Below are 24575 nucleotides of genomic sequence, written 5' to 3' on the forward strand. Positions count from 1 at the left end.
GGTTCGGGGTCGATTCAGCGATAGCTCTGGAAGACGCGCGTGCTGCCATCGGCCAGCACCAGCAGCACGTCGTAGGGATCGCGCTGGTCGCCGTAGGCCGGGCCGTCCATGCCTGGGGAGCCGACCGGCATGCCGGGCACCGCGAGGCCGATGGCCTTGGGCTTTTCCTTCAGCAGCCGCTGAACCTCGCGTGCGGGCACGTGGCCTTCGATGGCGTAGCCGCCGACGAGGCCCGTGTGGCAGGAGCTCAGCTTGGCGGGCACGCCCAGCCGGTTGCGCGCGGCCGTGTTGCCTTCGTCGTGCACGCGGGTGGCGAAGCCGTTCCTGTTGAGATGCTTCACCCAGTCCTGGCAACAGCCGCAGTTCGGGGCTTTCCAGATCTCGACCATCGGCGCGGCGGCCAGCGCTTTGGTCGCGGCGAAAGGCATGGCGGTGGAAGCCAAAGCCAGCAACACGCGTCTTCTCTTCATGGGGTCTCCTTCAGGATTTGTAGCCGCCCATGGCGGCAGGCAGCACGCGGACGCGGCCCGCCATGCCGAGCTCGTAGTGGTCTTTCACGAGGCAGGCGAAGTCGAAGTCGCCGGCGCGGTTGAAGGTCCAGACCATGCTGCCGGTCTTGCCGGCGGGCACGTGGACCATCCATGGATCGTCGTGCTCCATGTCCGGAAACTTCTTCATCATGGCCGCGTGGGCCTCGATCTCGGAGGTGGTGCCGAGCACCAGCTCGTGCAGCTCCTTGCCGCGGTTCTTCAAGCGCAGGCGGACGGTGTCGCCCTCGCGCACCTCGATGACCGAGGGCGTGAAGCTCATGTCGTCGGCCATCGCGATGTCGATGGTGCGCTTCACCGCGCTGCTCTTGCCGGCGATGCCCCAGGGCTTCTGCTCGGGCGCGAGTTCGGCGGCGCCCTTGGGCTTGGGTTTGTTGTGGGCCTCGTGCGCGAACGGGGCGCTGGCGAGTGCCGCGAGCGCAAGGCCCGCGACGATGGACTTGAGTTGTGTCTTTTTCATGAGGTGAGCTCCGTGAGAAAGGAGGACGAAAGAGCAGAGGTCAGTGGTTGTGCGCGTCGTGCCCCGAGGGCTTGCGCACGGTCGCGTCGGGCTTGGCGCCCGTCGGCGAGGCCGGGGCTTCCTTGCGGGTCGCCGGCGGCACGTTCGCGCCCTTCACCTCGCGCGCGACGGTGCCCGGCGGGTGCCTGAACCAGCCCGGGTCGCGGTAGTCGCCCGGCTTCTGGTCGCGCCGCACCTTCAGCAGCGTGAACATGCCGCCCATCTCGGCCGAACCGAAGGGGCCGGTGCCGGTCATCATCGGCACGGTGTTGTCGGGAATGGGCATCTCCATCTCGCCCATGTCCGCCATGCCCTTGTCGCCCATCACCATGTAGTCGGGGACGAGCTTTTTTATCTTCTCGGCCACGCCCTTGTGGTCGACGCCGATCATGGTGGGCACGTCGTGGCCCATCGGGCCCATGGTGTGGTGCGACTTGTGGCAGTGCATGGCCCAGTCGCCTTCCTCGTCGGCGATGAACTCCAGCTGCCGCATCTGGCCCACCGCCACGTCCACCGACACCTCGGGCCAGCGCGCGGTGCGCGGCACGGGGCCGCCGTCGGTGCCGGTCACCTCGAACTCGTGGCCGTGGATGTGGATCGGGTGGTTGGTCATCGTCAGGTTGCCCACGCGGATGCGCACGCGGTCGCCCTTACGCACGTTGAGCGTGTCGATGCCCGGGAACACGCGGCTGTTGAAGCTCCAGATGTTGAAGTCGGTCATGGTGTTGACCTTGGGCGTGGCGCTGCCGGGCTCCACGTCGAAGCTGCCGAGCAGGAAGCAGAAGTCGCGGTCGGCCTTCTCGATCAGCGGGTGGTCGGCCTTCGGGTGCGTGACCCAGAAGCCCATCATCCCCATCGCCATCTGCACCATCTCGTCGGCGTGCGGGTGGTACATGAAGGTGCCGGGCCGGCGCGCGGTGAACTCGTAGACGAAGGTCTTGCCCGGCGGAATGTGCGGCTGCGTGATGCCGCCCACGCCGTCCATGCCGTTGGGCAGGCGCTGGCCGTGCCAGTGCACGGTGGTGTGCTCGGGCAGCCTGTTGGTGACGAAGATGCGCACGCGGTCGCCCTCGACCACCTCGATGGTCGGGCCCGGCGACTGGCCGTTGTAGCCCCACATGTTGACCTTGAAGCCCGGCGCCATCTCGCGCACCACCGGCTCGGCGACGAGGTGGAACTCCTTGACGCCGGCGTTCATGCGCCAGGGCAGCGTCCAGCCGTTGAGCGTGACGACAGGGTTGTAGGGGCGGCCGTTGGGCGGCGAGAGCGGTGGCGCGGTGGCGGTGGAGCCCTGCGACACCGGCTCGGGCAGCGCGGCCATGGAAACGCGGCTCACGCTGGTGGCGGCGACGGCCGTGGCCGCGCCCGCGAAGAAGTTGCGGCGGTTCATGTCAGTGCCCTCCCGTTGCCGGCGCTTCGGCGGCCGAAGCGGTCTGCAGCGCGGACATTCCACCGGGCGAACTGCCCGTGAGCACAAGCTGCAGGTCGGTGTCGGCGATCCAGAAATCGCGCTGCGCCTCGATGCCCGCGTTCACCGCGAGCATGCTGGCGCGCGTCTCGCCCAGCAGTTCCCACACGCTGGCGAGCATGCCGTTGTAGCGCAGCACCATTTCCTCGTTGACCTTCCTGCGCAGCGGCAGCACCTCGTCGCGGTAGCGGCGGGCGAGCGCGTACGCCGTGTTCCAGCCCTGCCATGCCTCGCGCGCCTCGCTCGCGGCGAGCACGCCCACGTCGCGCACGCGGGCCGCCGACTGCAGGTACTGCGCCTCGGCGCGGCCGTTGCGGGACTGGCCCCAGTCGAAGATGGGAATCGGCAGCTCCAGGTCGAAGCCGCGCTGGGTCTTCTTCGTGCGGTCGGCGTCGTTGTCGAAGGTGGTGTTGCGCACCACGCCGATCTCCAGCGCGTTGATGACGCTGGTGGCGTGCGTGAGGCCGAGCGAGCCGGCCACAGCGTCGTTCTGCGCCTGTGCAGAGCGCACGTCCAGGCGGTCGCGCAGCGCCAGCGCCTGCACGTCGCCGAGTTCCGGCGCGGCCTTCGGCAGCGGCGGCAGGCGGTCGGGCAGGGTGTAGCTCGCGGCGCGTTCGCCGCCCAGGCCCATCAGGCGCGTGAGCTGCTCGCGCGAGGCGACGGCGGCCTGCTCGGCGCGCGCCAGCTGCGCTGCGGCATCGGCCAGCAGAAGCTGCTCGCGCGTGCGCTGCAGCGCGCTCCAGTTGCCGACCTGGGCCATGCGGTGAGCGAGCTCGGCGCCGGCTTCGGCGGCTTCCTTCGCGTCGCGCAGATAGGTCACGCCCTGTTGTGCGGCCACTGCGCGAACCCAGGCGCGGCGCGTGTCGGCCGCGAGCATCAGCACGCTCTGCGCTGCCTGCAGCCTGGCGGCCTCGTGCCGCTGGCCCGCCCACCGGGCCTGCCATGGCAGCGTGACGAGGCCCAGCACGTTGAAGCTGAGCATCCGCTCGAACTCGCGCTCGCTGCCCTGCGCCAGGCGGCTGAACGAGAGCACCGGGTTCGGCAGGCTCGCGGCCTGCACCCGGTCGGCATCGCTGAGCTGCAGGGTCGCGAAGGCGTCCTGCACGCGCGGGCCGTTGATGAGCGCGATGCGCACCGCGGACTCGACGTCCAGCGGTTTGGCCAGCAGCGCATCGACGCTCTTCTGCGAAGCCTCGTCGGGCGTACGCTGGGCGGTGGCGCCCGCCATGAGCGGGTTGCCCGACACCAGCGCCTGCACGTCGGCGCTGCCGCCGTCGGGCGAGAGGCTGGCGCAGCCGGCGAGCACCAGCGCGGCGGCCAGCGCTGCGCCGGTCCTGATGGTTCTGATGGATGGGAGCCGGGGCGGGCGCGCTTCGCTACGCCTGCGATGGCCACGGGTGCCGGCAGCCTGCCGGCGAATGAGGGAATTCACTTTCGATCTCCATGAGCAATACGACGGACGCCGCGAGCCGGAACAACGGGCTCACTGCGGACGGACTACGGGCAGGGAGATCAGGAAATGGGCGGCTTCAGGCCCTGGACGGGCTCCGCGCTGACGAAGCGGGCCGCGTGGGCCGCGGGCGACGCCTGGGGCGCGCCGTGAACGATGGCGACCAGCGGCATGCCGCCGAGCGCCACCGTGTGGCAGACCTGGCAGGCAACGCAGGTGCCGCAGCCTTGATGGTCGTTGTGGCTGGTGTTGCTGCTGCCGTCGTCATGGCTGCTGCCGTGGGCAGACGACATAGCCATCGCGATGTCGCCGCCTGCATCGGCATCCATCGCCTCGTGGCAATGGGCCTCGGCCGCTGCTGAGGCCACGGTAGCGGCCTCCATGGCCGCCGGCAGCGAATGCCGCACCATCTCGACCGCCATGGCATCGCCCAGCCAGCCGCGGATGGGCAGCAGGACGATCATGATGGCGAGCAACAGGGTGCGCATGGGGCGGGATGATAAACCGGCGGATCGGCACGCCGGTCAAGACACCAGTTGGCCGCGGGCCTTGTCGACCCACACCTGCAGGTTGTCGAGCAGGTCCTTCTGGCTGAATGAGCAGCTTTCCTCGCTGAAGAGCGCGCTCGACTCCAGCCGGTCGAGCAGGCCGAGCAGCACCTCGCCGTAGCGCGGGGGCAGGGCGCCCAGCAGTTCGGTACTGGCGCGGGCCTCGTCCGACAGCGTGGTGACGGAGCCGCCTTCGTTGTTGCGCAAGGCCGCGACGCGCGCGGCGATGGCGTCGAGCTGCTGCAGCGCGGCGCTCACGATGCGTTCTTTCCGGGCGGCGGCAGCGAGAGGCCGCGTTCGCGCATCAGGTCGCGCAGGATGTCGGGGTAGTCGGTGATGATGCCGTCGGCGCCCCAGTCCATCAGCCGCTGCATGTCGGCGCGCTGGTTCACCGTCCAGGGAAGCACCTTCAGGCCGAGCTTGTGGGCCTCGCGAATGACCTCGGGCGTGAGGTCGGCGAAGGCCGGCGACCAGATCACCGGCCCCGGCGCATTGGCCGACGCGGCCCTGACCATCTGCGGCACCGAGGCGAAGCTGGCCGCGTCGAGGCCGTCGGTCCAGCGCTTGTCCTTCAGCGTGCGGGCCGTGGTGAGATAGGCGCGCGGCAGCTGCGGCGCGAGCTTGCCCACCAGCGTGAGCGTGCGCCAGTCGAAGCTCTGGATCGTCACGCGGCCGGCCATGTTCGCCTTGTCGATCTCGGCGAGCAGCGCGCGCACCATCGGCTCGGGCGCGGCGGTTTCGTCGGGCTTCGACGGGTCGATCTTGGTCTCGATGTTGAAGCGCACCGTGGCGGCATCCGCGCCGCGAGCCTGCACTTGCGCGAAGAGCGAGGCCAGCGTGGGAATGCGCTCGCCGTCGCGCGGAGCCTGCAGCGCGAACAGCTTGCCGTAGTTGCTTGCCGGGTTGATGCGCCCCACGTCGTAGGTCTGCAGCTGTGCCAGCGTGAGCGTGCGGATGGGCGCGCCGCTCTTCGGCGCGAGCCATGCGCCGCTCGCGTCGCGCGTGTGGTCGGGGTTGAGCGAGGTGTCGTGCGAGATCACGACCACGCCATCGGCCGTGAGCCCGATGTCCAGCTCCAGCGTGGTCACGCCCATGTCGACTGCGTTGGAGAACGCGGCCAGCGTGTTCTCGGGCGCCAGTCCGCGTCCGCCGCGATGGGCTTCGAGGTCGAAATGCTGCCTGGCCGTGGGCATGATGGCCGAGCAGCCGGCCAGGAGCAGCGCCGAGGCCAGGAGGGTGTATTTCATTTGAGCTGTACCTTGATGCCGTTGTCCTGCACGGTGATGTCGCCGATCTCGTAGGTCTTGCGCCCCACGGTGAGCTCGTCGGCCGTGAAGCTGCGCAGCACCTGCCCCTGCAGCAGCTCCTGCGCGACCACCGCGCCCACCTTCTGCAGCCGCTCCGCGTCGCGGCCCTCGATGCCCTGCAGCTCCAGGCGCTCGGCCTTGGGCTGGTCGAGCCGCAGCGCGCGCGCCGTGGCGTCGTACCTCAGGGCGCTGCTGACCGACACCACGCCCTGCACGGGCGAAGCCGCGAGCAGCGGGCTCGCGATGGTCAGCGTGGCGGTGATGGCGGCGCGATTGGCCTTCGAATCCAGGCCCAGCTGCGGATCGCGCAGGCCGACCATGAAGATCTCGGCATAGCGCTCTGCCACCGGAAAGCGCTTGGCGATCTGCGTCTGCAGCTCGTCGCGGCTGGCGGTGTACTCACTTGTGAAGAAGTTGAAACCGGCCAGCGCCGCGAAGGGCGCCTGCAGCGCCGTGGCGCCCAGCAGCGCGCGCAGCACCCGGCGGCGGGAGTTGGGGGGCGGGTTGCGGTGGTTCATAGGGCTCCGAGCTTGCCACAGGCGGGAAGTTTCCCGGTGTCGGGCGGCGCGCCGATGGCCTGTACCTGCAACTCGTAGCGGGCGAAGGCCCGTTCGCCCTTGTGGATTTCGCTGTGTAGTGAAAAACCGAAGCGCTCGTACAGCGAGCGCAGCGGCGTCCGGTCGGCCACGCAGTCGAGCCGCAGGCACGGCCGGCCCAGTTGCGCCGCGCGTTCGCGCGCGAACTCCAGCAGCCGCACCGAAACGCCATGCCCCGCCCAGGCCCGGCTCACCGCGAGCTTGTGCACGTAGAGCGCGCTGCCGCTTTCCATTTCGGGCCAGAAGCCCGGGTCTTCGAGGTCGATCCGCACCACGCCGGCCACGTCGGTGCCTGCGCGGGCGATGAAGTAGCCGCCGGCATCGGTGTCGCGCTGCACGCGCCCCAGGCCGACGTCGGCAGCCGACCACAGCGGCCGGCCCTCGGCGGCGATCCATCGGGCGGCTTCGTTCAGCACGGCGGCGACTGTGGCGGCCTCGTCGGGCCTGGCTTGTTCGATCTGCATCGGGAGCAGAGCATAGCGGTGCGAGACCTCAGCCATGCCGGACGACGTCGAAGCCTTCCTCCGGCAACGGCGCGGCGAAGTGGCTGCCGATCAGGTCGAACTGCGCGTCCGTCGTCTCGAAGGGATGCGTGCCGCTCGCGTTGCGCGCGCGCAGGCGGGCCTTGCAGACCTCGTCGGGCACGTCGAGAAAGTGCAACGCATGCGCCGCGCCCGCAGCCTCGAAGATGCCGCGCATCCACTGGCGGCTGGCCACCGTGTTGGCGGGAAAGTCGAGCACCACCGAAACGCCCGCGCCGAGCAGCGCCACCACATGCTCCGCCATCGCCTTCTTCAGCCGGCCCGCACGGCGCACGTAGTCGGGCAGTTCGTGGATCTCGCCGGGGTACAGCGCGGCCAGCCATGTGTCCTCGCTGATCAGCACCGTGGCGGGCGCCTCGGCGAGCTGCCGCGTGAGCGTGGACTTGCCGGCGCCGATCTTGCCGCAGACCATGTGGAGCACGGGGCGGGGGAGTGGTGTCATTTCGATCTCCTGGAAGGGTGGAAGAAAGATGCCCCAGGAAACGAAAAACCCGCCTCGTGGGGCGGGTTGCATGGCGTGTACCTGTTGTCGTTCGAAGTGCCGCGCGCTAACCCACCGTCTTCCGGATGGGTCGAATAATGGACGCGGTACGCAGGCAGGCCATGGGCCGAGGATAACCCGGCCGGTTTCGATTCAGTCGTGCAGCGAAGACAGGAACTGCTTCAGCTCCGCCGTCCGCGGATTGCCGAACAGCTCCGCCGGAGGCCCCATCTCGTGCACGCGGCCCTGGTGCATGAAGATCACGCGGTCGCTGACCTTGCGCGCGAAGCTCATCTCGTGCGTGACCATCAGCAGCGTCATGCCCTCGTCGGCCAGCGATTCCACCACGCGCAGCACCTCGCCCACCAGCTCGGGGTCGAGCGCGGACGTGATCTCGTCGCACAGCAGCACGGCCGGCTCCATCGCCAGCGCGCGGGCGATGGCCACGCGCTGCTGCTGGCCGCCGGAGAGCTGGTCGGGCATGGCATCGAATTTCTCGGCCAGACCCACGCGAGCGAGCAGCTTGCGCGCCTGCGAGGCGGCTTCGAGGCTGGTGCGCTTCTTCACCAGCGTGGGCGCGAGCATCACGTTCTTGCCGACCGTGAGGTGCGGAAACAGGTTGAAGCCCTGGAAGATCATGCCCACGCGCTGGCGCAGCTCGCGCATGGCCATGGCGCTCTCGTGCAGCAACGGTTTGCCGTCCACCGTGAGCGAGCCTTCCTGGAACACCTCCAGCCCATTGATGCAGCGAAGCAGCGTGCTCTTGCCCGAGCCGCTCTTGCCGATGATGGCGATCACCTCGCCGCGCTTCACTTCGAGGTCGATGCCCTTGAGCACCTCGTTGGTGCCGTACGACTTGCGCAGCGCCGTGATGCGCACGATGGGCGAGCCTGCCACGGTGGCGGGTTGTTGTTGGGGTTCAAGCACGGCGGCCATGGGATTTCCTCTCGAGGTTCTTGGCGTACAGGCTCACCGGGAAGCACAGCACGAAATAAAGCAGGGCCACGCAGCTGAACACCACGAAGGGCTTGAAGGTGGCGTTCGAAATCATGCTGCCGGCCTTGGTGAGTTCGACGAAGCCGATCACCGAGGCCAGCGCGGTGCCCTTGATGACCTGTACCAGGAAGCCCACCGTGGGCGCGATGGCGATCTTCACCGCCTGCGGCAGGATCACGTGGCGCAACTGCTCGCCGAAGCTCAGCGCGAGGCTGCCCGAGGCCTCCCACTGGCCCTTCGGTATCGAGGCCACGCAACCGCGCCAGATCTCGGTGAGGAAAGCGCTGGTGTAGAGCGTGAGCGCCACGCTGGCGGCGGTCCACGCCGAGACGTCCACGCCGAAGAGAGCGATGCCGAAGTAGGCCAGGAAGAGCTGCATCAGCAGCGGCGTGCCCTGGAAGAGCTGCACGTAAAGGCCCACGGCCCGGCCGATCGCCTTGCCGCCGCGCAGCCGCAAAAAGAGCAGCAGCGCACCCACGATGCCGCCGCCTATGAAGGCGATGAGCGAGAGCACGACAGTCCAGCGCAGTGCCAGCAGCAGGTTGCGCAGGATGTCCCAAAGTGAAAAGTCAGCCATGGTGGTGAAAGTGCCCGTGTTCGCTCAGCGCCCGAAGAAGAACTTCGGCCCCGCCCAGTCGAGCAGCCGCCGCAGCGCCACCGACAGCGCCAGGTAGATCAGCGTGGCGACGATGAAGGCCTCGAAGGCCCGGAAGTTGCGGCTCTGGATGAGGTTGGCCGCGTAGCTCAGCTCCTCGGTGGAGATCTGCCCGCACACGGCAGAGCCCAGCATCACGATGACGATCTGGCTCACCATCGCGGGCCACACCTTCTTGAGCGCCGGCGGCAGCACCACGCGCAGGAACACCTGCGACTTGCTGAGCGCCAGGCTCACGGCCGCCTCGATCTGCCCCTTGGGCGTTGCCTCGATGCCGGCGCGGATGATCTCGGTGGAATAGGCACCCAGGTTCAGCACCATCGCGATCACCGAGGCCACCTCCGGCGTGAGCTTGACGCCCGCGGCCGGCAGCCCGAAGAAGATGAAGAACAGCTGCACGATGAAGGGCGTGTTGCGGATCAGCTCCACGTACGTGCCCACGATGGCGCGCAGCCACTTCGGGCCGTCGGCGCGCGCCCACGCGCAGAAGGTGCCCACGATCATGCCCAGCACGGTGCCGACGGCGGTCAGGCCGATGGTCCACGCCACGCCGCGCAGCAGCAGCGGCCACTCGGAGAGCACCGCAGCAAAGTCAAACTCGATGTTCATAAGTCAGCCTTCTCTTCGTGGAACGCCGCGGAACCGGCTTTGCCGGGCCGCAGGCGTTGCCCCCCGGCGAGGGGGTGTGCGCAGCGACACGAAGTGCGCGAAGCATGGGGGAGTGCTTGTTCAGACGGGGAGGTCGCCAGCGGCCTTGCCGAGCCACTTCTTGGACATGGCGTCGAGCGTGCCGTCCTTCTTGGCGGCCGCGATGATCTCGTTGACCTTGGTCTTCAGCGCGGTCTCGCCCTTGGCCACGCCGACGAAGCAGGGGCTGTCCTTCAGCAGCAGCTTGAACTCGGCGCTGACCTTCGGGTTCTTGGCGAGCATGTCGCCGGCAACTGCGGCGCTGGTCGCGATGGTCTGCGTCTGGCCGGCCACGAAGGCGGCGATGGTCGCGTTGTTGTCCTCGAAGCGGCGGTAGTCGACGTTCGGCGGCGCCACCTTGTTCAGCTCCTGGTCTTCCATCGCGCCGCGCGTCACGGCCACGGTCTTGCCGGCCATGTCGGCGAAGCTGGTGAGCTTCATGCTCTTGGCGGCGTACACGGCCTGGAAGAAGGGCGCGTAGGCCGACGAGAAGTCGATCACCTTCTCGCGCTCGGGGTTCTTGCCCAGCGTGGAGATCACCAGGTCGGCCTTCCTGGTCTGCAGGTACGGGATGCGGTTGGCGCTGGTCACGGGCACCAGCTCGACCTTCACGCCGAGCTTGGCGGCGATCAGCTCTGCCATCTCCACGTCGAGGCCTTGCGGCTTCATGTTCTTGTCGACCGAACCGTAGGGCGGGTAGTCGGTGGGCACGGCGATCTTGATGGTCTTGGCCTTGAGCACGTTGTCGAGCGCGTTCTGGGCATAGGCGCCGCCGGCCGAGGCGAGCATGGCGGCGGAAGCGAGCGCGAGGGCGATGCGGCGCTTGGAAGCAGAGAAAGTCATAGCAGGGCTCCTAGGTAAGTCGAAGAATCGGAATCGGGTGGTGCGCCGGGCTTGCGGCCCTTGCCTTTGGGCGTGGCCGTGTTCTGCAACGGCGCCAGCGCGTCGCGCAGTTGCGCGAGCGGATCGGTGGGCGCCTGCACGCGCAGGGCCGACTGCACCGTACCGATGTGCTCGGCCATCAGCGCCTCGGCGGCGGCGTGGTCGCCGCGCTCCAGCGCCGCGACGATTTGCACGTGGTCTTCGCAGGACTGCACCGCGTCGTGCGTGGACTGGTAGAGCATCGCGATCAGCGTGGTGCGCGCCGTGTAGTCGCGCAGCGTGTCGGCCAGCAGCGTGTTGCCCAGGCACTCGGCCAGGCAGACATGGAAATCGCCCAGCAGGAAGCTGCGGTTGCCGACGTCGCTCTCTTTCAGTGCGGCCTTTTCACGCTGCAGGTGCGCTTTCAGTTGGCGCAGGGCGGCCTTCTCGATCTTGCCGGTGCTGCCCGCGCTGCGGATCAAGCCCAGTTCGATCACCCGCCGCGCCTCGAAGGCCTCGCGCGCCTCGTCTTGCGAAGGCTCGATGACGAACCAGCCGCGCCGCGCGCTCACCGTGACGATGCCGCGCGCCGCCAGCCGCGTGAGCGCCTCGCGCACGATGGTGCGGCTGCAGTCGAACAGCATCGCCAGCTGCTGCTCGCCCAGGCGCGAACCCGGCGCGAGCTTCTGTGCCATCACCGCCTCGACGATGCGTGCACTGATTTCGGATGCGGAGATGGCCATAGGCCTGCATACCAGCAGCTTCTGTGCCAACTGGTATGCAAGATTTGCGCACCTGAATGGAGCATGCCCCCGCACGGAGGCCCGGCGCGGTGCGCCGATTCAGTGCCGGTGGCGCCCCAGCGCGCTGGCCGGCAGCGCCACAAGCATGAGCAATGCCGACAGCACCAGCGCCCCGCTCAGCACGTAGAGGCTGGCGGTGAAGCCGCCGGTTAGCGTCTTGAGCCAGCCGACCATCATCGGCGCCACCAGCCCCGCGCTGCCGCCGATGGTGCTGATGAGCGCGATGCCAGCCGCTGCCGCGCTCTTCGACATGAAGTTGCCCGGCACCGCCCACAGCACGGTGAAAGCCGCCGAGATGCCCATGGCCGCTAGCGAGAGACACAGCACGGCGGCGATGGCGTCGTGCATGAAGAGCGTGGTGAGCGCCAGCCCGGCCGCGCCCACGACCGCGCTGAGCGCGAAGTGCCAGCGGCGCTCCTTGCGGCGGTCCGAATGCCGGCCCACGACGATGTTCGCCGCGATGCCCGCCACCGCCGGTATCACCGAGTAAAAGCCGATCTGCAGCACGCTCAGCCCCATCGACTTCAGGATCGTCGGCTGCCAGAACGACAGCGCGTAGATGCCCAGGATGATGAGGAAGGACATGAAGCCGATCAGCCAGACCCGGCCGTCGCGCATGGCCGCGCCGAAGGTGTGGCGCTCGGCGGCACCGTGCGCGGCCTGGTCCTCGGCCAGCAGGCGGGCCACGCGCTGCTTCTCGGCGGCGCTCAGCCAGGCCGCCTGCGCCGGGCTGTTCGACAGCAAGCCGAAAGCCGCGATGCCCAGCAGAACGCTCGGCAGCCCCTCGAGCAGGAAGAGCCACTGCCAGCCGCGCAGCGACAGCACGCCGTCGAGATACGTCATCGTCAGCCCCGCGATCGGCCCGGCCACGATGGGCGCCGCGCCGAAGGCCATGAAGAAGAGCGCCGTGGCCTGCGCGCGGCGGTGCGAGGGGAACCACAGCGTCAGGTAGAACAGCACGCCCGGCGCGAAGCCGGCCTCGAACACGCCGATGAGGAAGCGCAGCACGTAGAACTGCGTGGGCGTGGTCGCGAACATCATCGCGGCCGAGGCCAGCCCCCACAGGCCCATGATGCGCAGCAGCGTCGCGCGCACGCCGATCTTCGCGAGCATCAGGTTGCTCGGAATCTCGAACACCGCGTAGCCGATGAAGAAGATGCCCGCGCCCAGGCCGAACACCGCGTCGCTGAAGCCGAGCTGCTCCTTCATCTGCAGCTGCGCATAGCCCACGTTGGTGCGGTCCAGGTAGTTCAGCACGTAGCAGGCGCACAGCAGCGGCATCAGGCGCCAGGTGATCTTGCGGAAGAGGGCGGCGTCCTCGCGCGCGGCGGCGCCCGGGGAGGTGCTTGCCTGCGCCCCGGCCAGGGTGGCTGCGTTCATCGTCTGTCTCCTCGTTGTCGTTGTCGTTGTCGTTGTCGTTGTCGTTGTCGTTGTCGTTGTCGTTGTCGTTGTCGTTGTTGGGTCAGGCCGTCACCGGCGTTCCGAAGCTGGTCTCGCCCCAGAGGAAGCTGGCCGGTGCGCCCGGAAAGAGCCAGTGCGGCGTGCATTCGGCCGACGGCACCACGTTGCTGAAGCCGTGCGAGGAAGATGTGCCCGCGAGCGTCTTCTCCAGCACCATCGACAGGTACTGGTCGTTGCTGCTCTCCTGCGTGTTGCCGTTGAGGATCACCTCCGCACCGGTGGCCTGCGCGTAGCGGCGGATGCCGTTGTGCCGCGACTGCAGCGGCGCCCAGCTGTCGGCCGACACACCGTTCTCGCTGCTCACCCGCAGGCCGTCGGCGGCGCGGTAGACCAGCGAATGGTTGCCCTCGGTGTGGCCCGGCGTGTGCACCAGCGCCAGCTCGCGTCCGAGCTGGATGCTGCCGTCGAAGGCCACGATGCGATCGGCCGGAATGCCGTCGAGCCCGTGCGGGCAGTACCACTCGGCCTGCACCGGCATCAGGCCCTGCACGTTCGCGAGTTCCTGTCGGTGCACCAGCAGCTTCGCGTTCGGCAGCAGGCCCGGCGTGCCGTCGTTGCCCAACCAGCGGCGCACGTCCTGCGTGTGCAGGTGGTCGTAGGTGATGTAGTCGACCTGCTCCGGCGCCACGCCGCAGCTCGCCAGCGCCTGCGGCACGGTCTGGTAGACCGGCGCGATGGCCTTGTGCAGGAACTTCGGCGTCTGCGCGGCCAGGCGCTTGAAGTAGGGCGTCTCGTTGCCGGCCTCGAAGTCGGCCGGGGTGAACAGCAGCGTGCGCAGCCGGCCCTCGAAGTCGTCGTACTGGACGAGCACCGTGCGCGCCAGCAGGTGAACCATGTGCGGCTTGAGCAGCTGCTGCGAATACACGCCGGTGAAGGCGAACCAGGCTGGGTAGGGAATGCGCAGCAGGTCGAAGCTGCGTGCGTAGCGCACCGGCGGTGCGTCGAGCAGGCGCTCGCGCAGGCCCTCGGCGGCGCGGCGGACGGCGCGCAGGCGGTCCTGGGGCATGGCGGCGTCGCGCGCGCCGTCGAAATCCGCGAGCTGCGCGAGGCCGGAGGGTTCGGGGTCTCGGATCATGGGGGCTCCTTGTCTGCCTCGAAGGAAGCGAAATGGATGGGCGGGCGCTCAGTACATCGAGCGCCCGCCCGAGATGTCGAACACCGCGCCGGTGCTGAAGGAACAGTCGTCCGACGCGAGCCATGCGGCCATGGCCGCCACCTCGTCGACCTCGACGAAGCGCGCCATCGGCACGCGCGAGAGCAGGGCGGTGCGAAGCTGCTCGCGGTGCTCCGCGGGCACGGCCGCGAATACGTCGGTGTCGGCCGCCGAGGGCGTGATGCAGTTCACCAGCACGCCGGACGAGGCCATCTCCTTGCCCAGCGACTTGGTGAGTGCGATGAGCCCGGCCTTCGAGGCGGAGTAGGCGGCGTTGAAGCCGTTGCCCTCCTTGCCCGCGACCGAGGCGATGTTGACGATGCGGCCGCGGCGCCGGGCGAGCATCGTTGGCGCCACCGCTCGGCAGCACAGCCATGCGCCCGTCAGGTTGACGTCCAGCACGTTGCGCCATTGCGCGGGCGTGTGCTCCCAGGCCGGCACGGTCGGGCCGAGCACGCCCGCGTTGTTGACGAGGATGTCGGTGCCGCCGAAGCGCTCGTTCGACTGCGAGGCCGCGTGTGCGATCTGCTCTTCGTCGCGCACGTCGACCACAGCCGATGTGGCGGTGCCGAGCGGTTCGAGCTTGCGCAAGGCATCCGCCAGCGCCGATGCGTCGAGATCCCACAGCGCGACGCTCGCACCCGCCGCCATGAGCCGCCGCGCGATCGCCAGCCCGATGCCGCGCGCCCCGCCGGTCACGATGGCGTGCCGGCCCGCGAGCGCATCGCCGCGCAGCGCGCTCATGCCGAGGCCGTCTCGGGTGCGCGTGCGGCGGCGGGCTGGCCCAGCAGGCCGCCAACCAGCGCGCCGACGTGCTCGGCCGGCACGCCCGCCAGCAGCTGCCGCAGCATCGTCAGCGTGTCGAAGTACACGCGCTCGCACACCAGCCGGTCGCCCTCGAAGATGAAGAAGGCGTTCATGCGGCAGCGGAAGCTGTTGCCCGTGGGCGGCAGGCCCTTCAGCGGGCCCTTGTGGGTGCCCAGCAGCCAGAACTCGACGACCACCGAATCGTCGGCGTGGCGCAGCTGGATGATCTCGTGGCGCTGGTCGGGAAATGCGCGGCGCGTGTCGACGTAGTACTGGCGCACCTCGGCGATGCCGTCGTGCACCTCGCCGCTGGGAACCAGCTCGTAGTGGGGGTGCGGGAAGGTGCCGAGCACCGCGTCGAAGTCCTGCCGGGTCTCGTCGGCGAAGTGGTCGAGCACGAGGCGCTCGCGGCGGGCCTGGAGTGCCGTGCGTGGGGTGCTGTCGTCGTTCATCGGGGTGTGCTCCATGTGACAGGAAAGCTGCTGACATCGGGTTGGCGCGAATGCGCCTGCCCGGGCTCGCTGCGTACTATCGGCACGCCCCTGAAACAAGACTGTCCGGTGTTGGCAATCGCCGCTACGGACAAACCCGCAATGCCACGCACGCCCCCTTCATCGACCGGCACGGCGCCGGACTCTGCGCAGCCATCGCCGGTGCACAACGGCGACATGCGGCTGGCCGAGCACGTGCAGCGGCGCCTGCTCGAAGTGGCGCACCGGCGCACGCTGGCGCGCGGCGAATCGCTCTTCCACAAGGGCTCGTCGCCCGATGCGCTCTTCGGCGTGGTTTCAGGATCGCTGCGCGTGAGCGTGGTGGCGCCGGGCGGGCGCGAGGCCGTCATCGCGATGCTCGAACCCGGCCACTGGTTCGGCGAGGTGTCGCTGCTGGTGGGGCGCGAGCGCGTCTACGACACCTGCGCGGTCGACACCACCGAGATGGCGGTGGTCGCGGCGGCCGATTTCCACCGGCTCGTGGCCGAGCATCCTGACGTGCACATGGCCTTCACCCGGCTGGTGTGCCTGCGGCTGCGCCAGGCGCTGGCGTGGATCGACGACGTGATCCTGATGCCTCTGCCGGTGCGGCTCGCGCACCGGCTGCTCACGCTGGACGCGCGCGCCGAAGGTACGGGCGAGGGCGGCGGCACGATGCTGGGTGTGTCGCAGGAAGACCTGTCGTTCATGCTCGGCGTGTCGCGCCAGAGCGTGAACCGGCAGCTCAAGCTCTGGGAGGAAGACGGCACGCTGCGCGTGCGCTACCGCGCCATCGAGCTGCTGGACCGCGCGCGGCTCGAGCGGCACGCGGCCACGCCGCCCTGAGCCGCACGGGTCGGGTCAGTCCATCCGTGCGCCGGAGGCCTTCACCGCCTTCTCCCAGCGCGGCGTTTCCGTCGCGAGGAAGCGCGCGAAGTCGTCGCTGCCCAGGAAGGCCGGGTCGGCGCCCTGGCTCACCATGCGCTCGCGCACCTCGGGGTTGTTGAGCACCTGCTTGAAGGCGTCGCTGAGCTTCGCGACCACGTCTTTAGGCGTGTCCTTCGGCGCGAGGAAGCCGTAGAAGCCCACCACCTCGAAGCCCTTGACGCCCGATTCGATGACGGTCGGGATGTCGGGCAGGGCGGGGTTGCGCTCGCGGCTGGTCACGGCCAGCGCGCGCACCTTGCCCTGCTTGTGATAGTTGGCCGCCTGCGGGATCGACTCGGCCATGAACTGCACCTGCCCGCCCATCAGGTCGGTGAAGGCCGGCGCGCTGCCGCGGTAGGGGATGTGCACCATGAAGATGCCGGTGGCGGTCTTGAACATCTCGGGCACCAGGTGGCTGATGCCGCCGTTGCCGGCCGAGCCGTAGTTGACCTGACCGGGCCGCGCCTTGGCGTAGTCGATGAACTGCTTCAGGTTCTGCACCGGCAGCTTGGGCGTGACCAGCAGCGCCAGCGGCTGCATGGCGGTGCGCGCGATGGGCACGAAGTCGCGCTGCGTGTTGTAGGGCAGCTTGCTGTAGAGCGCGCCGTTGATCACCGCCACTCCGGTGTTGGCCAGCATCAGCGTGTAGCCGTCGGCCGGGCTCTTGGCGACTGCGTCGGCGCCCACCGAGCCGCCCGCGCCGGGCTTGTAGTCGACGATCAGCGGCTGGCCCAGCACGGCCTGCAGCTTGTCGGTGAGCAGGCGCGCATGCTGGTCGAGCGGGCCGCCGGCCGGGAAGCCGATGACGATCTTGATCGGCTTGTCGGGAAAGGCGGCCGTTGCCGCCGTGGCGCCGAGGCCGAGGGAAATGGCCGCGAGCGCGGCGCGAAAGGGCTTGTTCATGATCCGTCTCCTGTTCTTGTGAGGAGACGATCATAGGCAGCCCGCTCAGCCGGCCAGCGTCGCCTTCAGCGTGATCTCGGGCACGCTCGCCAGCGCCTTCGACAGCGGGCATCCGGCCTTGGCGGCGGCCGCGATCTCCTGGAACTTCGCCTCGTCGAGGTTCGGCACGCTGGCGTCGAGTTCGAGCTGGATGCGGTCGATCTTGAAGCCCGCGCCATCCTTGGCCAGGCGCACGGCGGCCCGGGTGTCGATCTTCGTGGCTGTCAGGCCTTCTCGTTCCAGCGCGAACGCGAAAGCCATCGTCAGGCAGGCAGCATGGGCCGCGCCGACGATCTCCTCGGGGTTGGTGCCGCGCTTGTCGTCCTCGAAGCGGCTGGCGAAGCCGTAGGGGTAGTCCTTCAGGGCGCCGGTCTCGGTGCTGATCAGGCCCTTGCCGGTCTTGCCGGCGCCTTCCCAGTGAACGCTCGCGTGCTTGTCTGCTGCCATGTCGACTCCTTCATTGCGGTGACGGGTTGCGGGTCAGCAGGTATCGCCGAAGCGGGGGCGCTTGTCTGTAGTCGCACATCGCGTCGCATGCCGCGTCAGAAAAATGGGCGTCGCCAAGGTGACGCCCCGGGGGCTTCCCCGATGGGAGCGGCGGGCGCGGCGGCTTAGGCTGGCGCAAAGCTGCTTTCCCTTCCTTCCCTCTTTCCTCCTTCCGCCCGTTTCAACCATGGAACAACGCCCGCACCACAAGTTCTGGCCCAAGCGCCTGCCGCATTCGATCACCGTCCCCGCCACCTCGCTCTGGCACAACCTGGCCACCTCGGCCGCGCGCTACCCCGACAAGCCCGCGCTGGTGTTCTTCGGCCGGGTGACCAGCTACCGCGACTTCGCCGCGCAGGCCGAGAAGCTGGCCGGCACGCTGCACGCGCTGGGCGTGAAGCGCGGCGACCGCGTGATCCTGGACATGCAGAACTGCCCGCAACTGGTGATCGCGCATTTCGCGATCCTGCGCGCCAACGCGGTGGTGGTGCCGGTCAACCCGATGAACCGGGCCGAGGAGCTCAAGCACTACATCACCGACCCCGACGCCAAGGTGGCCCTCATCACCGGCGACCTGGCGCCCGAGCTGGCCAAGGCCAGCAACTCGCTGCCGCCCGGGCAGCGGCTGGACCACATGATCGTGACCCAGTTCACCGACGCCTTCGACGCCGAAGCCTCGGGCGACGACGCCCCGGCGCCCGCCTGGAAGGAGTGGCTCACCACGCGCCACCCGCTGCCCGCGCTCGATGGCGGCAAGGTCGTCGCCTGGACCGACGCCCTCGAGGCCGGCCACCCGCCGCCCGAGCACGTGGTGGGCGCCAACGACATGGCGCTGCTGCCCTACACCAGCGGCACCACCGGCCTGCCCAAGGGCTGCATCCACAACCACTCCAGCCTGATGCACAACGCCGTCTCAGGCCAGATGTGGGGCTGCTCGACCTCCGAGACGGTGGTGCTCGCGGTGGTGCCGATGTTCCACATCACCGGCGTGGTGAGCATGATGCACACCGCCATCCTCGCGGCGGCCACGCTGATCATCATGCCGCGCTGGGACCGCGACGTGGCCGGCCGGCTCATCTCGCGCTGGAAGGTGACGGCGTGGACCAACATCCCGACCATGGTCATCGACCTGATGGCCAGCCCCAACTTCGCGAACTACGACCTGTCGAGCATGACCTACATCGGCGGCGGCGGCGCCGCCATGCCGCAGGCGGTGGCGCAACGCCTGTTCGAGCAGTACGGCCTGAAGTACCAGGAGGGCTACGGCCTCACCGAGACCGCGGCGCCCTCGCACACCAACCCGTCGGACCACCCCAAGCAGCAGTGCCTGGGCATCCCTTTCATGAGCACCGACGCCCGCGTGGTCGACCCCGACACGCTGAAGGAAATGCCCATCGGCGAATCGGGCGAGATCATCATCCACGGGCCAGAGGTGTTCCAGGGCTACTGGAAGCGCCCCGATGCCACTGCGGCAGCTTTCGTCGAATTCGAGGGCAAGCGCTTCTTCCGCTCGGGCGACATGGGCCGCATGGACGAGGATGGCTACTTCTTCATCACCGACCGCCTGAAACGCATGATCAACGCGAGCGGCTTCAAGGTGTGGCCGGCCGAGGTCGAGCTGCTGATGTTCCGTCACCCGGCCATCCAGGAAGCCTGCGTGATCTCGACCAGGGACGACTACCGCGGCGAATCCGTCAAGGCCGTGGTGGTGCTGCGCCCCACCCACAAGGACACCACCGAGCAGCAGATCATCGACTGGTGCCGCGAGAACATGGCCGTCTACAAGATCCCGCGCAAGGTGCAGTTCGTCGATGCGCTGCCCAAGAGCGGGAGCGGGAAGGTGATGTGGCGGCTGCTGCAGGAGGATGAGAACGCGGGGAAGTGAGCTGGAGCCGGGGGCGCGCTACTCCTTGCGCCCCATCGACTTCAACAATCTCCCGGCTTCTTTCTTCCCATCGGGCGTAACCGAAGCCGCCAGCGTCGCCTTCGTCAGGTAGTCGACGACCTTGCGGTGGTTCCTGTGCGGGCCTTCCCAGAGGAAGAGGCGGCCCAGCTCCAGCGCTGCGTCGCCGTCGCCCTGGGCGTAGGCGCGCTCGAACCAGAAGCGGGCCCAGCGGAAGTTGCCTTCGTCGCGGTAGCAGATGGCCAGGTTGGCGCAGCCCGCAATGTCGCCTGCCCTGGCCGCCTTGCGATACCAGAGTCGGGCGGCGGCGCTGTCCTGCTTCACGCCGATGCCGTGGTCGAGGAAGTAGCCGACGCTGTTGAGCGCGTGCGTCTCGCCGGCGGCAGCGGCCTTGAGGAACAGCGACAGCGCCTTCTTGTGCGCGCCGGCGTCCCATGCGTCGTTGGCCGCGAAAAACCAGTCGTCCCGGGTGGGTTCCTGCATGTGCGGGTCTCCTTCGAAGCGCCGTTCAGGGAAGAACGCAAGAAAGAAAAAAACTGTGTCCCGATCTTTTCCGGCGTGCGCATCACTTAGCCTCGACCGGACCGGCCATTCTGCCAATCTCCTGGTCCTTCCGGCTTTTTCATGCACTTTCGCGCGCTGCCTTCCAGTCTTCTTGCTCTCGCTCTTCTTGCCTTTCCCCTTCTTTCCCAGGCCGCGCCGCGCAACTGCCTCGTCGTAGGCATCAGCGACGGCGACACGCTCACCGCGCGCTGCGGGCGCATCGGCGCCTACGAGCGCGTGAAGGTGCGCATCGCAGCCATCGACGCGCCCGAGAAGGCCCAGCCCTACGGCCAGCGCAGCAGGCAGGCGCTCGGCGGCATCTGCTTCGGCGAGCAGGCGCTCATCACCGAGGTCGATACCGACCGCTACGGCCGCACCGTGGCCGACGTGAGTTGCAACGGCGAGGACGCCGGCAGCCGCATGGTCTCCGAGGGCTGGGCCTGGGTGTACGACTACAACCGCCTCGCCACCAAGCGCGGCGGCGGCTTGTTCAAGCTCCAGGAGCGCGCTCAGGCGCGCCGCGCCGGCCTCTGGGCCGACCCGAAGCCGACGCCGCCATGGGAATGGCGCAAGCACCAGCGCGACGAACAGGCACGGCCGCACTGGGGCGGCGGCCATTGGGGAAACCTTTTCTGAGCCTGCCGGTGCCTGGAGCCCAGGTTGCCAATGTCACGGCAAATTCACGGGATCTCCGGAGCATGGCGGGTTCCCACAATCCCCCGCGACAACAACATGGCCAAAGACTTCGCCCGCATGGAGGACTCCAATCCCTCCGCCAACCCCACGATCCATGAAGTTTCCGACCCGGCCCGGCGTGTGTTCGTGCGCGGCGGCATGGCGGCGGCGGTGGCCGGGCTCTTCGGCCCGCTGGCGGCCGGCACTCTGGCCGGATGCGCCACCACCGGCACCACCGGAGGAGGCGGCAACGTGAGCGGCCTGGGCCGCTCCATCGACTTCAAGAGCGTGCCCATGGCAGCCGTCGACACCGTGGTCGTGCCCGAGGGCTACAGCACCCAGGTTCTCTACCGCTGGGGCGACCCGACCGGCATCGCGGGCGCCATGCCCGCCTTCAAGACCGACGGTTCCAACACCGCCGAAGAGCAGGCGCTGCAAGCCGGCATGCATCACGACGGCATGGCCTTCTTCCCGATCGAAGGCTCCAACCGCGGACTGCTGGTGCTGAACCACGAATACGTCGACGATGGCCTGCTTCACCCTGACGGCATGAAGACCTGGACGCCCGAGAAGGTGCGCAAGTCGATGAATGCGCACGGCGTGTCGGTCATCGAGCTGCAGCGCGACGGCGCCGGCAAGTGGACCCAGCTCGCGCCATCGCGCTTCGCGCGCCGCATCACCGCGCTCACCCCGATGACGCTCACCGGCCCCGCCGCCGGCCACGCGATGCTGCGCACCGCCGCCGACCCCTCGGGCACGCAGGTGCTGGGCACCTTCAACAATTGCTCCAACGGCCACACGCCGTGGGGTACCTACCTCACCTGCGAAGAGAACTTCGCCGACTACTTCGAGGGCACCGATACGCCCGACGCCCACCAGAAGCGCTGGGGCATCAAGAAGGGCAACGGCGCCAAGTACCGCTGGCACGAGCACGAGGCGCGCTTCGACGTGTCGAAGCACCCGAACGAGTCGAACCGCTACGGCTGGGTGGTCGAGATCGACCCGCAGGACCCCACCTCCACGCCGCGCAAGCGCACCGCGATGGGCCGCGCCGCTCACGAGGGCGCAGCCACCGCGCTCACCAACGACGGCCGCGCCGTCGTCTACATGGGCGAGGACTCGCGCTTCGAATACATCTACAAGTTCGTGAGCCGCGACGCGGTCAAGCCCGGCGGCGCGGCCGCCAACCGCGACCTGCTCGACCACGGCACGCTGTATGTGGCCCGCTTCGACGTGGATGGCACCGGCGAATGGCTGCCGCTCACGCAAGGCAAGGGTGGCCTCGTGGCCGAGAAGGGCTTCACGACCCAGGGCGACGTGCTCATCAAGGCGCGCCAGGCCAGCGACCTGCTGGGCGCCACGAAGATGGACCGCCCCGAGTGGACCACGGTGGACCCGCTGACCAAGGAGGTCTACTGCACGCTCACCAACAACAGCAACCGCGGCGCCGCCGGCCAGCCCTTCATGGACGCGGCCAACCCGCGCTCCAACAACACGATGGGGCAGATCATCTGCTGGAAGGAAAGCGGCGACCTCGACGCCACCAGGTTCACGTGGAACCACCTCGTGCTCGCGGGCGATCCGAAGCAGACGCGCTACGAGGCGCAAGGCAACATCAGGGGCGACACCTTCGGCAGCCCCGACGGCCTGATGGTCGACGCGCGCGGCGTGCTGTGGATCGAGACCGACGTGTCGACCTCCACGCTGGGCAAGGGCGAATACGCCAACCTGCCCAACAACCAGATGCTGGCCTGCGACCCGACCAAGGGCGAGATCCGCCGCTTCCTGCTCGGTCCGGCCGGCTGCGAGATCACCGGCCTCACTGCCACGCCCGACCTGCGCACGCTGTTCATCAACATCCAGCATCCGGGCGAACCGGCCAACGAGCGCAGCGACCCCGACCGCCCGCTCGCCGTGTCGAAGTGGCCCGACGGCGCGGGCCGGCCGCGCTCGGCGACCATCGCCATCACCAAGAACGACGGCGGCGTGATCGGGACTTGAGGCTTGGGGGGGCAGGGCGCTGCTAGCAGCTGCCCCAGCAGCGCAGCCCCGGCACGAACAGGCCCGCGACGAAGCTGACGGCGCAGAACAGCAGCAGGATCAGCGCCGCCATCTTCAGCCCCTCGGCGCTCCAGCGCGGCGCGAAGTTGCTGAAGAAAAAGCCCGAGGCGAAGGTGCCTTCGAGCCGCTCGGCGCCGCCCCAGCGCAGCACCCAGAGGCAGAACAGCGCTTCGGCCGCATGCGCCGCGATCCAGATGAAGAGCGAGAGCATGTAACTGGTTTTCAGGATTCGCTTTTGCCTTGAACGTCGGCCACCACGCGCGCGTTGCGCTGGAAGCTCCAGTAGGCGCTGGCCCAATCCATCATCACGACCACGCGGTTGCGAAAGCCGATCAGGAAGTAGGCGTGCGCGAACAGCCAGAACAGCCATGCGAGCCGGCCGCTGAAGCGCAGCGGGCCGAAAGGCGTGCCCAGGTCGACCACCGCCGAGTTGCGGCCGATGGTCGCAAGGTTGCCGTAGTCGGCATAGCGGAACGGCACCGTCGGCTGGCCCGCGATGCGGCGCAGGATGTTGGCGGCCGCCGCGCGCCCCGCCTGCTTGGCGCCGGGCGACACGCCGGGCACCGGCCTGGGCGGCTTGCCAGGCGCGTGGCTCATGGCGGCGGCGAGGTCGCCAACCACGCTGATCTCGGGGTGGCCCGCGAGGCTCAGGTCGGGCTCGACCTTGATGCGGCCCGCGCGGTCGCATTCGACGCCCGTGGCCGCGCCGAGCATGCGGCCCAGCGGCGAAGCCGCCACGCCGGCCGCCCACACCACGCAGCTGCTATCGATTCGGTAGCTGTCGACCGGAGCACCGTCCGCGCCGCCGCCAGTCTGCACTTCGAGCCCGGTGGTGTCGATGGAGGTCACCCGCGCGTTCAGCCGCACTTCGACGCCCAGCTTCTGCAACTGCTCCAGCGCCTTCTGGCTCAGCGACTCGGGCATGGCCTGCAGCACGCGCGGGCCGCCTTCGACCAGCAGCACCTGCGCGCTGGCCGGATCGATGTGGCGGAACTCGCCCGAGAGCGTGTGCTTGGCGATCTCGGCCAGCGTGCCCGCCATCTCGACGCCCGTGGGGCCGGCGCCGATCACCACGAAGGTGAGCAGGGCGCGACGGCGTTCCAGGTCGGCGGTGATCTCGGCGGTCTCGAAGGACAGCAGCACGCGGCGGCGGATCTCGAAGGCATCGGCCAGCGTCTTCAGCCCGGGCGCCACGGTGGACCACTCGTCGTGCCCGAAGTAGCTGTGCGTGGCGCCGGCGGCGACGATCAGGTGGTCGTACGGCACGCGGTCGCCGTTGGCCAGCTGCACCGACCGCGAGGCCGGATCGATGCCGCTCACCTCGCCCAGCAGCGTCGTGATGTTCTGCTGCTTGCGGAACAGCCCGCGCACCGGCGCCGCGATGGACGGTGCGGCCAGCCCGGCGGTCGCCACCTGGTACAGCAGCGGCTGGAACAGGTGGTGGTTGGTCTTGTCGATCACCGTCACGTCGACATTGGCGTTCTGCAGCTTGCGCGCCGCTTCGAGTCCGCCGAATCCGCAGCCGACGATGACGACTTTGGGCCTGCCCGATGGGTTGGTCGTTTGCATGCGTCGGATGATACGCAGCCCTCCTGCACGCCCCGGCGTCTTGTGCCACAGTGGCTCCCCCTTGTGCTCTTTGCCGAAGTCGCGGCGGCAGGCCTGCGGCGTTTTGTCCTACGTGCCGCCGCGACCCGGATGGGCTA

Annotated in this window: 28 protein-coding genes; 4 read left to right on the forward strand and 24 right to left on the reverse strand. The window is 68.8% G+C overall.

Going from position 1 to position 24575, the window contains the following annotated elements:
• Positions 1 to 14: 14 nt before the first annotated feature.
• The 19 genes from ABL843_RS10340 to ABL843_RS10430 form a co-directional block, all read right to left on the reverse strand.
• On the reverse strand, positions 15 to 470 hold the full coding sequence (locus ABL843_RS10340; protein ID WP_418119794.1) for a DUF411 domain-containing protein: 456 nt from the start codon (positions 468 to 470) through the stop codon (positions 15 to 17).
• A gap of 10 nt (positions 471 to 480) precedes the next feature.
• Complete coding sequence (locus ABL843_RS10345) at positions 481 to 1008, reverse strand: cupredoxin domain-containing protein (protein WP_418119795.1); 528 nt, start codon at positions 1006 to 1008, stop codon at positions 481 to 483.
• Between the two features lie 40 nt (positions 1009 to 1048).
• Positions 1049 to 2437, reverse strand: a complete 1389-nt coding sequence (locus ABL843_RS10350) for a multicopper oxidase family protein (RefSeq protein WP_418119796.1) — start codon at positions 2435 to 2437, stop codon at positions 1049 to 1051.
• Position 2438: 1 nt separating this feature from the next.
• Positions 2439 to 3947: a TolC family protein gene (locus ABL843_RS10355; protein ID WP_418119797.1), complete on the reverse strand. Its 1509-nt coding sequence runs from the start codon at positions 3945 to 3947 to the stop codon at positions 2439 to 2441.
• An 80-nt stretch (positions 3948 to 4027) separates the two neighbouring features.
• On the reverse strand, positions 4028 to 4453 hold the full coding sequence (locus ABL843_RS10360; protein ID WP_418119798.1) for a hypothetical protein: 426 nt from the start codon (positions 4451 to 4453) through the stop codon (positions 4028 to 4030).
• Positions 4454 to 4489: 36 nt separating this feature from the next.
• Positions 4490 to 4771: a hypothetical protein gene (locus ABL843_RS10365; protein WP_126024145.1), complete on the reverse strand. Its 282-nt coding sequence runs from the start codon at positions 4769 to 4771 to the stop codon at positions 4490 to 4492.
• Complete coding sequence (locus ABL843_RS10370; protein ID WP_418119799.1) at positions 4768 to 5760, reverse strand: glycerophosphodiester phosphodiesterase; 993 nt, start codon at positions 5758 to 5760, stop codon at positions 4768 to 4770. Before ABL843_RS10370 ends, ABL843_RS10365 begins: the two co-directional genes overlap by 4 nt.
• Positions 5757 to 6338: a DUF1439 domain-containing protein gene (locus ABL843_RS10375; protein ID WP_184636180.1), complete on the reverse strand. Its 582-nt coding sequence runs from the start codon at positions 6336 to 6338 to the stop codon at positions 5757 to 5759. The genes ABL843_RS10370 and ABL843_RS10375 overlap by 4 nt, the downstream gene beginning before the upstream one ends.
• The gene (locus tag ABL843_RS10380; RefSeq protein WP_418119800.1) at positions 6335 to 6880 is read right to left on the reverse strand and encodes a GNAT family N-acetyltransferase; all 546 of its coding nucleotides are present in this window, start codon (positions 6878 to 6880) and stop codon (positions 6335 to 6337) included. The genes ABL843_RS10375 and ABL843_RS10380 overlap by 4 nt, the downstream gene beginning before the upstream one ends.
• A gap of 28 nt (positions 6881 to 6908) precedes the next feature.
• Positions 6909 to 7400 carry an AAA family ATPase gene (locus tag ABL843_RS10385; protein ID WP_418119801.1) on the reverse strand — a complete coding sequence of 164 codons (492 nt, stop codon included), beginning with the start codon at positions 7398 to 7400 and terminating at the stop codon, positions 6909 to 6911.
• Between the two features lie 192 nt (positions 7401 to 7592).
• Positions 7593 to 8375, reverse strand: a complete 783-nt coding sequence (locus ABL843_RS10390) for an amino acid ABC transporter ATP-binding protein (RefSeq protein WP_126024150.1) — start codon at positions 8373 to 8375, stop codon at positions 7593 to 7595.
• A complete protein-coding gene (locus ABL843_RS10395) occupies positions 8359 to 9012 on the reverse strand; it encodes an amino acid ABC transporter permease (protein WP_019654918.1) in 654 nt (217 codons plus the stop codon). Before ABL843_RS10395 ends, ABL843_RS10390 begins: the two co-directional genes overlap by 17 nt.
• Before the next feature lie 24 nt (positions 9013 to 9036).
• Positions 9037 to 9699, reverse strand: a complete 663-nt coding sequence (locus ABL843_RS10400; RefSeq protein ID WP_126024151.1) for an amino acid ABC transporter permease — start codon at positions 9697 to 9699, stop codon at positions 9037 to 9039.
• A gap of 120 nt (positions 9700 to 9819) precedes the next feature.
• The gene (locus tag ABL843_RS10405; RefSeq protein WP_126024152.1) at positions 9820 to 10620 is read right to left on the reverse strand and encodes a transporter substrate-binding domain-containing protein; all 801 of its coding nucleotides are present in this window, start codon (positions 10618 to 10620) and stop codon (positions 9820 to 9822) included.
• Complete coding sequence (locus ABL843_RS10410) at positions 10617 to 11381, reverse strand: GntR family transcriptional regulator (RefSeq protein WP_418119802.1); 765 nt, start codon at positions 11379 to 11381, stop codon at positions 10617 to 10619. The genes ABL843_RS10405 and ABL843_RS10410 overlap by 4 nt, the downstream gene beginning before the upstream one ends.
• 99 nt (positions 11382 to 11480) lie before the next feature.
• Positions 11481 to 12821, reverse strand: coding sequence for an MFS transporter (locus tag ABL843_RS10415; protein ID WP_418119803.1), 1341 nt, complete (start codon positions 12819 to 12821; stop codon positions 11481 to 11483).
• Between the two features lie 82 nt (positions 12822 to 12903).
• On the reverse strand, positions 12904 to 13977 hold the full coding sequence (locus tag ABL843_RS10420) for a hypothetical protein (RefSeq protein ID WP_418119804.1): 1074 nt from the start codon (positions 13975 to 13977) through the stop codon (positions 12904 to 12906).
• 48 nt (positions 13978 to 14025) lie between these two features.
• Entirely contained in the window at positions 14026 to 14799 is a 774-nt protein-coding gene (locus tag ABL843_RS10425) for an SDR family NAD(P)-dependent oxidoreductase (RefSeq protein ID WP_418119805.1), read from the reverse strand.
• Positions 14796 to 15314 (reverse strand): ester cyclase, encoded by a 519-nt coding sequence (locus ABL843_RS10430; protein ID WP_418119806.1) that lies wholly within the window; start codon positions 15312 to 15314, stop codon positions 14796 to 14798. Before ABL843_RS10430 ends, ABL843_RS10425 begins: the two co-directional genes overlap by 4 nt.
• A gap of 141 nt (positions 15315 to 15455) precedes the next feature.
• Between ABL843_RS10430 and ABL843_RS10435 the strand changes: the two genes are divergently transcribed.
• Positions 15456 to 16178 (forward strand): Crp/Fnr family transcriptional regulator, encoded by a 723-nt coding sequence (locus tag ABL843_RS10435; protein WP_418119807.1) that lies wholly within the window; start codon positions 15456 to 15458, stop codon positions 16176 to 16178.
• Positions 16179 to 16193: 15 nt separating this feature from the next.
• On the opposite strand, the gene ABL843_RS10440 is transcribed toward ABL843_RS10435, so the two are convergent.
• Positions 16194 to 17162: a Bug family tripartite tricarboxylate transporter substrate binding protein gene (locus ABL843_RS10440; protein ID WP_184636197.1), complete on the reverse strand. Its 969-nt coding sequence runs from the start codon at positions 17160 to 17162 to the stop codon at positions 16194 to 16196.
• Between the two features lie 45 nt (positions 17163 to 17207).
• A complete protein-coding gene (locus tag ABL843_RS10445; protein WP_184636200.1) occupies positions 17208 to 17648 on the reverse strand; it encodes an OsmC family protein in 441 nt (146 codons plus the stop codon).
• Between the two features lie 226 nt (positions 17649 to 17874).
• Between ABL843_RS10445 and ABL843_RS10450 the strand changes: the two genes are divergently transcribed.
• The gene (locus ABL843_RS10450; RefSeq protein WP_418119808.1) at positions 17875 to 19572 is read left to right on the forward strand and encodes a long-chain fatty acid--CoA ligase; all 1698 of its coding nucleotides are present in this window, start codon (positions 17875 to 17877) and stop codon (positions 19570 to 19572) included.
• An 18-nt stretch (positions 19573 to 19590) separates the two neighbouring features.
• Here the strand turns inward: ABL843_RS10450 and ABL843_RS10455 are convergent, their stop codons facing one another.
• Positions 19591 to 20073 (reverse strand): tetratricopeptide repeat protein, encoded by a 483-nt coding sequence (locus tag ABL843_RS10455; RefSeq protein WP_418119809.1) that lies wholly within the window; start codon positions 20071 to 20073, stop codon positions 19591 to 19593.
• Positions 20074 to 20214: 141 nt separating this feature from the next.
• Between ABL843_RS10455 and ABL843_RS10460 the strand changes: the two genes are divergently transcribed.
• Positions 20215 to 20769 (forward strand): thermonuclease family protein, encoded by a 555-nt coding sequence (locus ABL843_RS10460; protein ID WP_418119810.1) that lies wholly within the window; start codon positions 20215 to 20217, stop codon positions 20767 to 20769.
• Positions 20770 to 20865: 96 nt separating this feature from the next.
• Positions 20866 to 22809: a PhoX family protein gene (locus ABL843_RS10465; protein ID WP_418119811.1), complete on the forward strand. Its 1944-nt coding sequence runs from the start codon at positions 20866 to 20868 to the stop codon at positions 22807 to 22809.
• A 22-nt stretch (positions 22810 to 22831) separates the two neighbouring features.
• Here the strand turns inward: ABL843_RS10465 and ABL843_RS10470 are convergent, their stop codons facing one another.
• Complete coding sequence (locus ABL843_RS10470) at positions 22832 to 23080, reverse strand: hypothetical protein (RefSeq protein WP_418119812.1); 249 nt, start codon at positions 23078 to 23080, stop codon at positions 22832 to 22834.
• Positions 23081 to 23091: 11 nt separating this feature from the next.
• A complete protein-coding gene (locus ABL843_RS10475; protein WP_184636210.1) occupies positions 23092 to 24438 on the reverse strand; it encodes an NAD(P)/FAD-dependent oxidoreductase in 1347 nt (448 codons plus the stop codon).
• Positions 24439 to 24575 lie beyond the last annotated feature (137 nt).

The sequence above is a fragment of the Variovorax sp. 350MFTsu5.1 genome, assembly GCF_048302515.1.
GTDB lineage: Bacteria > Pseudomonadota > Gammaproteobacteria > Burkholderiales > Burkholderiaceae_C > Variovorax > Variovorax guangxiensis.

What these genes read in the sequence shown, in the direction of transcription:
- ABL843_RS10340 (WP_418119794.1), bottom strand. Translation starts at nt 470, where the DNA reads ATGAAGAGAAGACGCGTGTTGCTGGCTTTGGCTTCCACCGCCATGCCT.
- ABL843_RS10345 (WP_418119795.1), bottom strand. Translation starts at nt 1,008, where the DNA reads ATGAAAAAGACACAACTCAAGTCCATCGTCGCGGGCCTTGCGCTCGCG.
- ABL843_RS10350 (WP_418119796.1), bottom strand. Translation starts at nt 2,437, where the DNA reads ATGAACCGCCGCAACTTCTTCGCGGGCGCGGCCACGGCCGTCGCCGCC.
- ABL843_RS10360 (WP_418119798.1), bottom strand. Translation starts at nt 4,453, where the DNA reads ATGCGCACCCTGTTGCTCGCCATCATGATCGTCCTGCTGCCCATCCGC.
- ABL843_RS10370 (WP_418119799.1), bottom strand. Translation starts at nt 5,760, where the DNA reads ATGAAATACACCCTCCTGGCCTCGGCGCTGCTCCTGGCCGGCTGCTCG.
- ABL843_RS10375 (WP_184636180.1), bottom strand. Translation starts at nt 6,338, where the DNA reads ATGAACCACCGCAACCCGCCCCCCAACTCCCGCCGCCGGGTGCTGCGC.
- ABL843_RS10380 (WP_418119800.1), bottom strand. Translation starts at nt 6,880, where the DNA reads ATGCAGATCGAACAAGCCAGGCCCGACGAGGCCGCCACAGTCGCCGCC.
- ABL843_RS10385 (WP_418119801.1), bottom strand. Translation starts at nt 7,400, where the DNA reads ATGACACCACTCCCCCGCCCCGTGCTCCACATGGTCTGCGGCAAGATC.
- ABL843_RS10390 (WP_126024150.1), bottom strand. Translation starts at nt 8,375, where the DNA reads ATGGCCGCCGTGCTTGAACCCCAACAACAACCCGCCACCGTGGCAGGC.
- ABL843_RS10395 (WP_019654918.1), bottom strand. Translation starts at nt 9,012, where the DNA reads ATGGCTGACTTTTCACTTTGGGACATCCTGCGCAACCTGCTGCTGGCA.
- ABL843_RS10400 (WP_126024151.1), bottom strand. Translation starts at nt 9,699, where the DNA reads ATGAACATCGAGTTTGACTTTGCTGCGGTGCTCTCCGAGTGGCCGCTG.
- ABL843_RS10405 (WP_126024152.1), bottom strand. Translation starts at nt 10,620, where the DNA reads ATGACTTTCTCTGCTTCCAAGCGCCGCATCGCCCTCGCGCTCGCTTCC.
- ABL843_RS10410 (WP_418119802.1), bottom strand. Translation starts at nt 11,381, where the DNA reads ATGGCCATCTCCGCATCCGAAATCAGTGCACGCATCGTCGAGGCGGTG.
- ABL843_RS10415 (WP_418119803.1), bottom strand. Translation starts at nt 12,821, where the DNA reads ATGAACGCAGCCACCCTGGCCGGGGCGCAGGCAAGCACCTCCCCGGGC.
- ABL843_RS10420 (WP_418119804.1), bottom strand. Translation starts at nt 13,977, where the DNA reads ATGATCCGAGACCCCGAACCCTCCGGCCTCGCGCAGCTCGCGGATTTC.
- ABL843_RS10425 (WP_418119805.1), bottom strand. Translation starts at nt 14,799, where the DNA reads ATGAGCGCGCTGCGCGGCGATGCGCTCGCGGGCCGGCACGCCATCGTG.
- ABL843_RS10430 (WP_418119806.1), bottom strand. Translation starts at nt 15,314, where the DNA reads ATGAACGACGACAGCACCCCACGCACGGCACTCCAGGCCCGCCGCGAG.
- ABL843_RS10435 (WP_418119807.1), top strand. Translation starts at nt 15,456, where the DNA reads ATGCCACGCACGCCCCCTTCATCGACCGGCACGGCGCCGGACTCTGCG.
- ABL843_RS10440 (WP_184636197.1), bottom strand. Translation starts at nt 17,162, where the DNA reads ATGAACAAGCCCTTTCGCGCCGCGCTCGCGGCCATTTCCCTCGGCCTC.
- ABL843_RS10445 (WP_184636200.1), bottom strand. Translation starts at nt 17,648, where the DNA reads ATGGCAGCAGACAAGCACGCGAGCGTTCACTGGGAAGGCGCCGGCAAG.
- ABL843_RS10450 (WP_418119808.1), top strand. Translation starts at nt 17,875, where the DNA reads ATGGAACAACGCCCGCACCACAAGTTCTGGCCCAAGCGCCTGCCGCAT.
- ABL843_RS10455 (WP_418119809.1), bottom strand. Translation starts at nt 20,073, where the DNA reads ATGCAGGAACCCACCCGGGACGACTGGTTTTTCGCGGCCAACGACGCA.
- ABL843_RS10460 (WP_418119810.1), top strand. Translation starts at nt 20,215, where the DNA reads ATGCACTTTCGCGCGCTGCCTTCCAGTCTTCTTGCTCTCGCTCTTCTT.
- ABL843_RS10465 (WP_418119811.1), top strand. Translation starts at nt 20,866, where the DNA reads ATGGCCAAAGACTTCGCCCGCATGGAGGACTCCAATCCCTCCGCCAAC.
- ABL843_RS10470 (WP_418119812.1), bottom strand. Translation starts at nt 23,080, where the DNA reads ATGCTCTCGCTCTTCATCTGGATCGCGGCGCATGCGGCCGAAGCGCTG.
- ABL843_RS10475 (WP_184636210.1), bottom strand. Translation starts at nt 24,438, where the DNA reads ATGCAAACGACCAACCCATCGGGCAGGCCCAAAGTCGTCATCGTCGGC.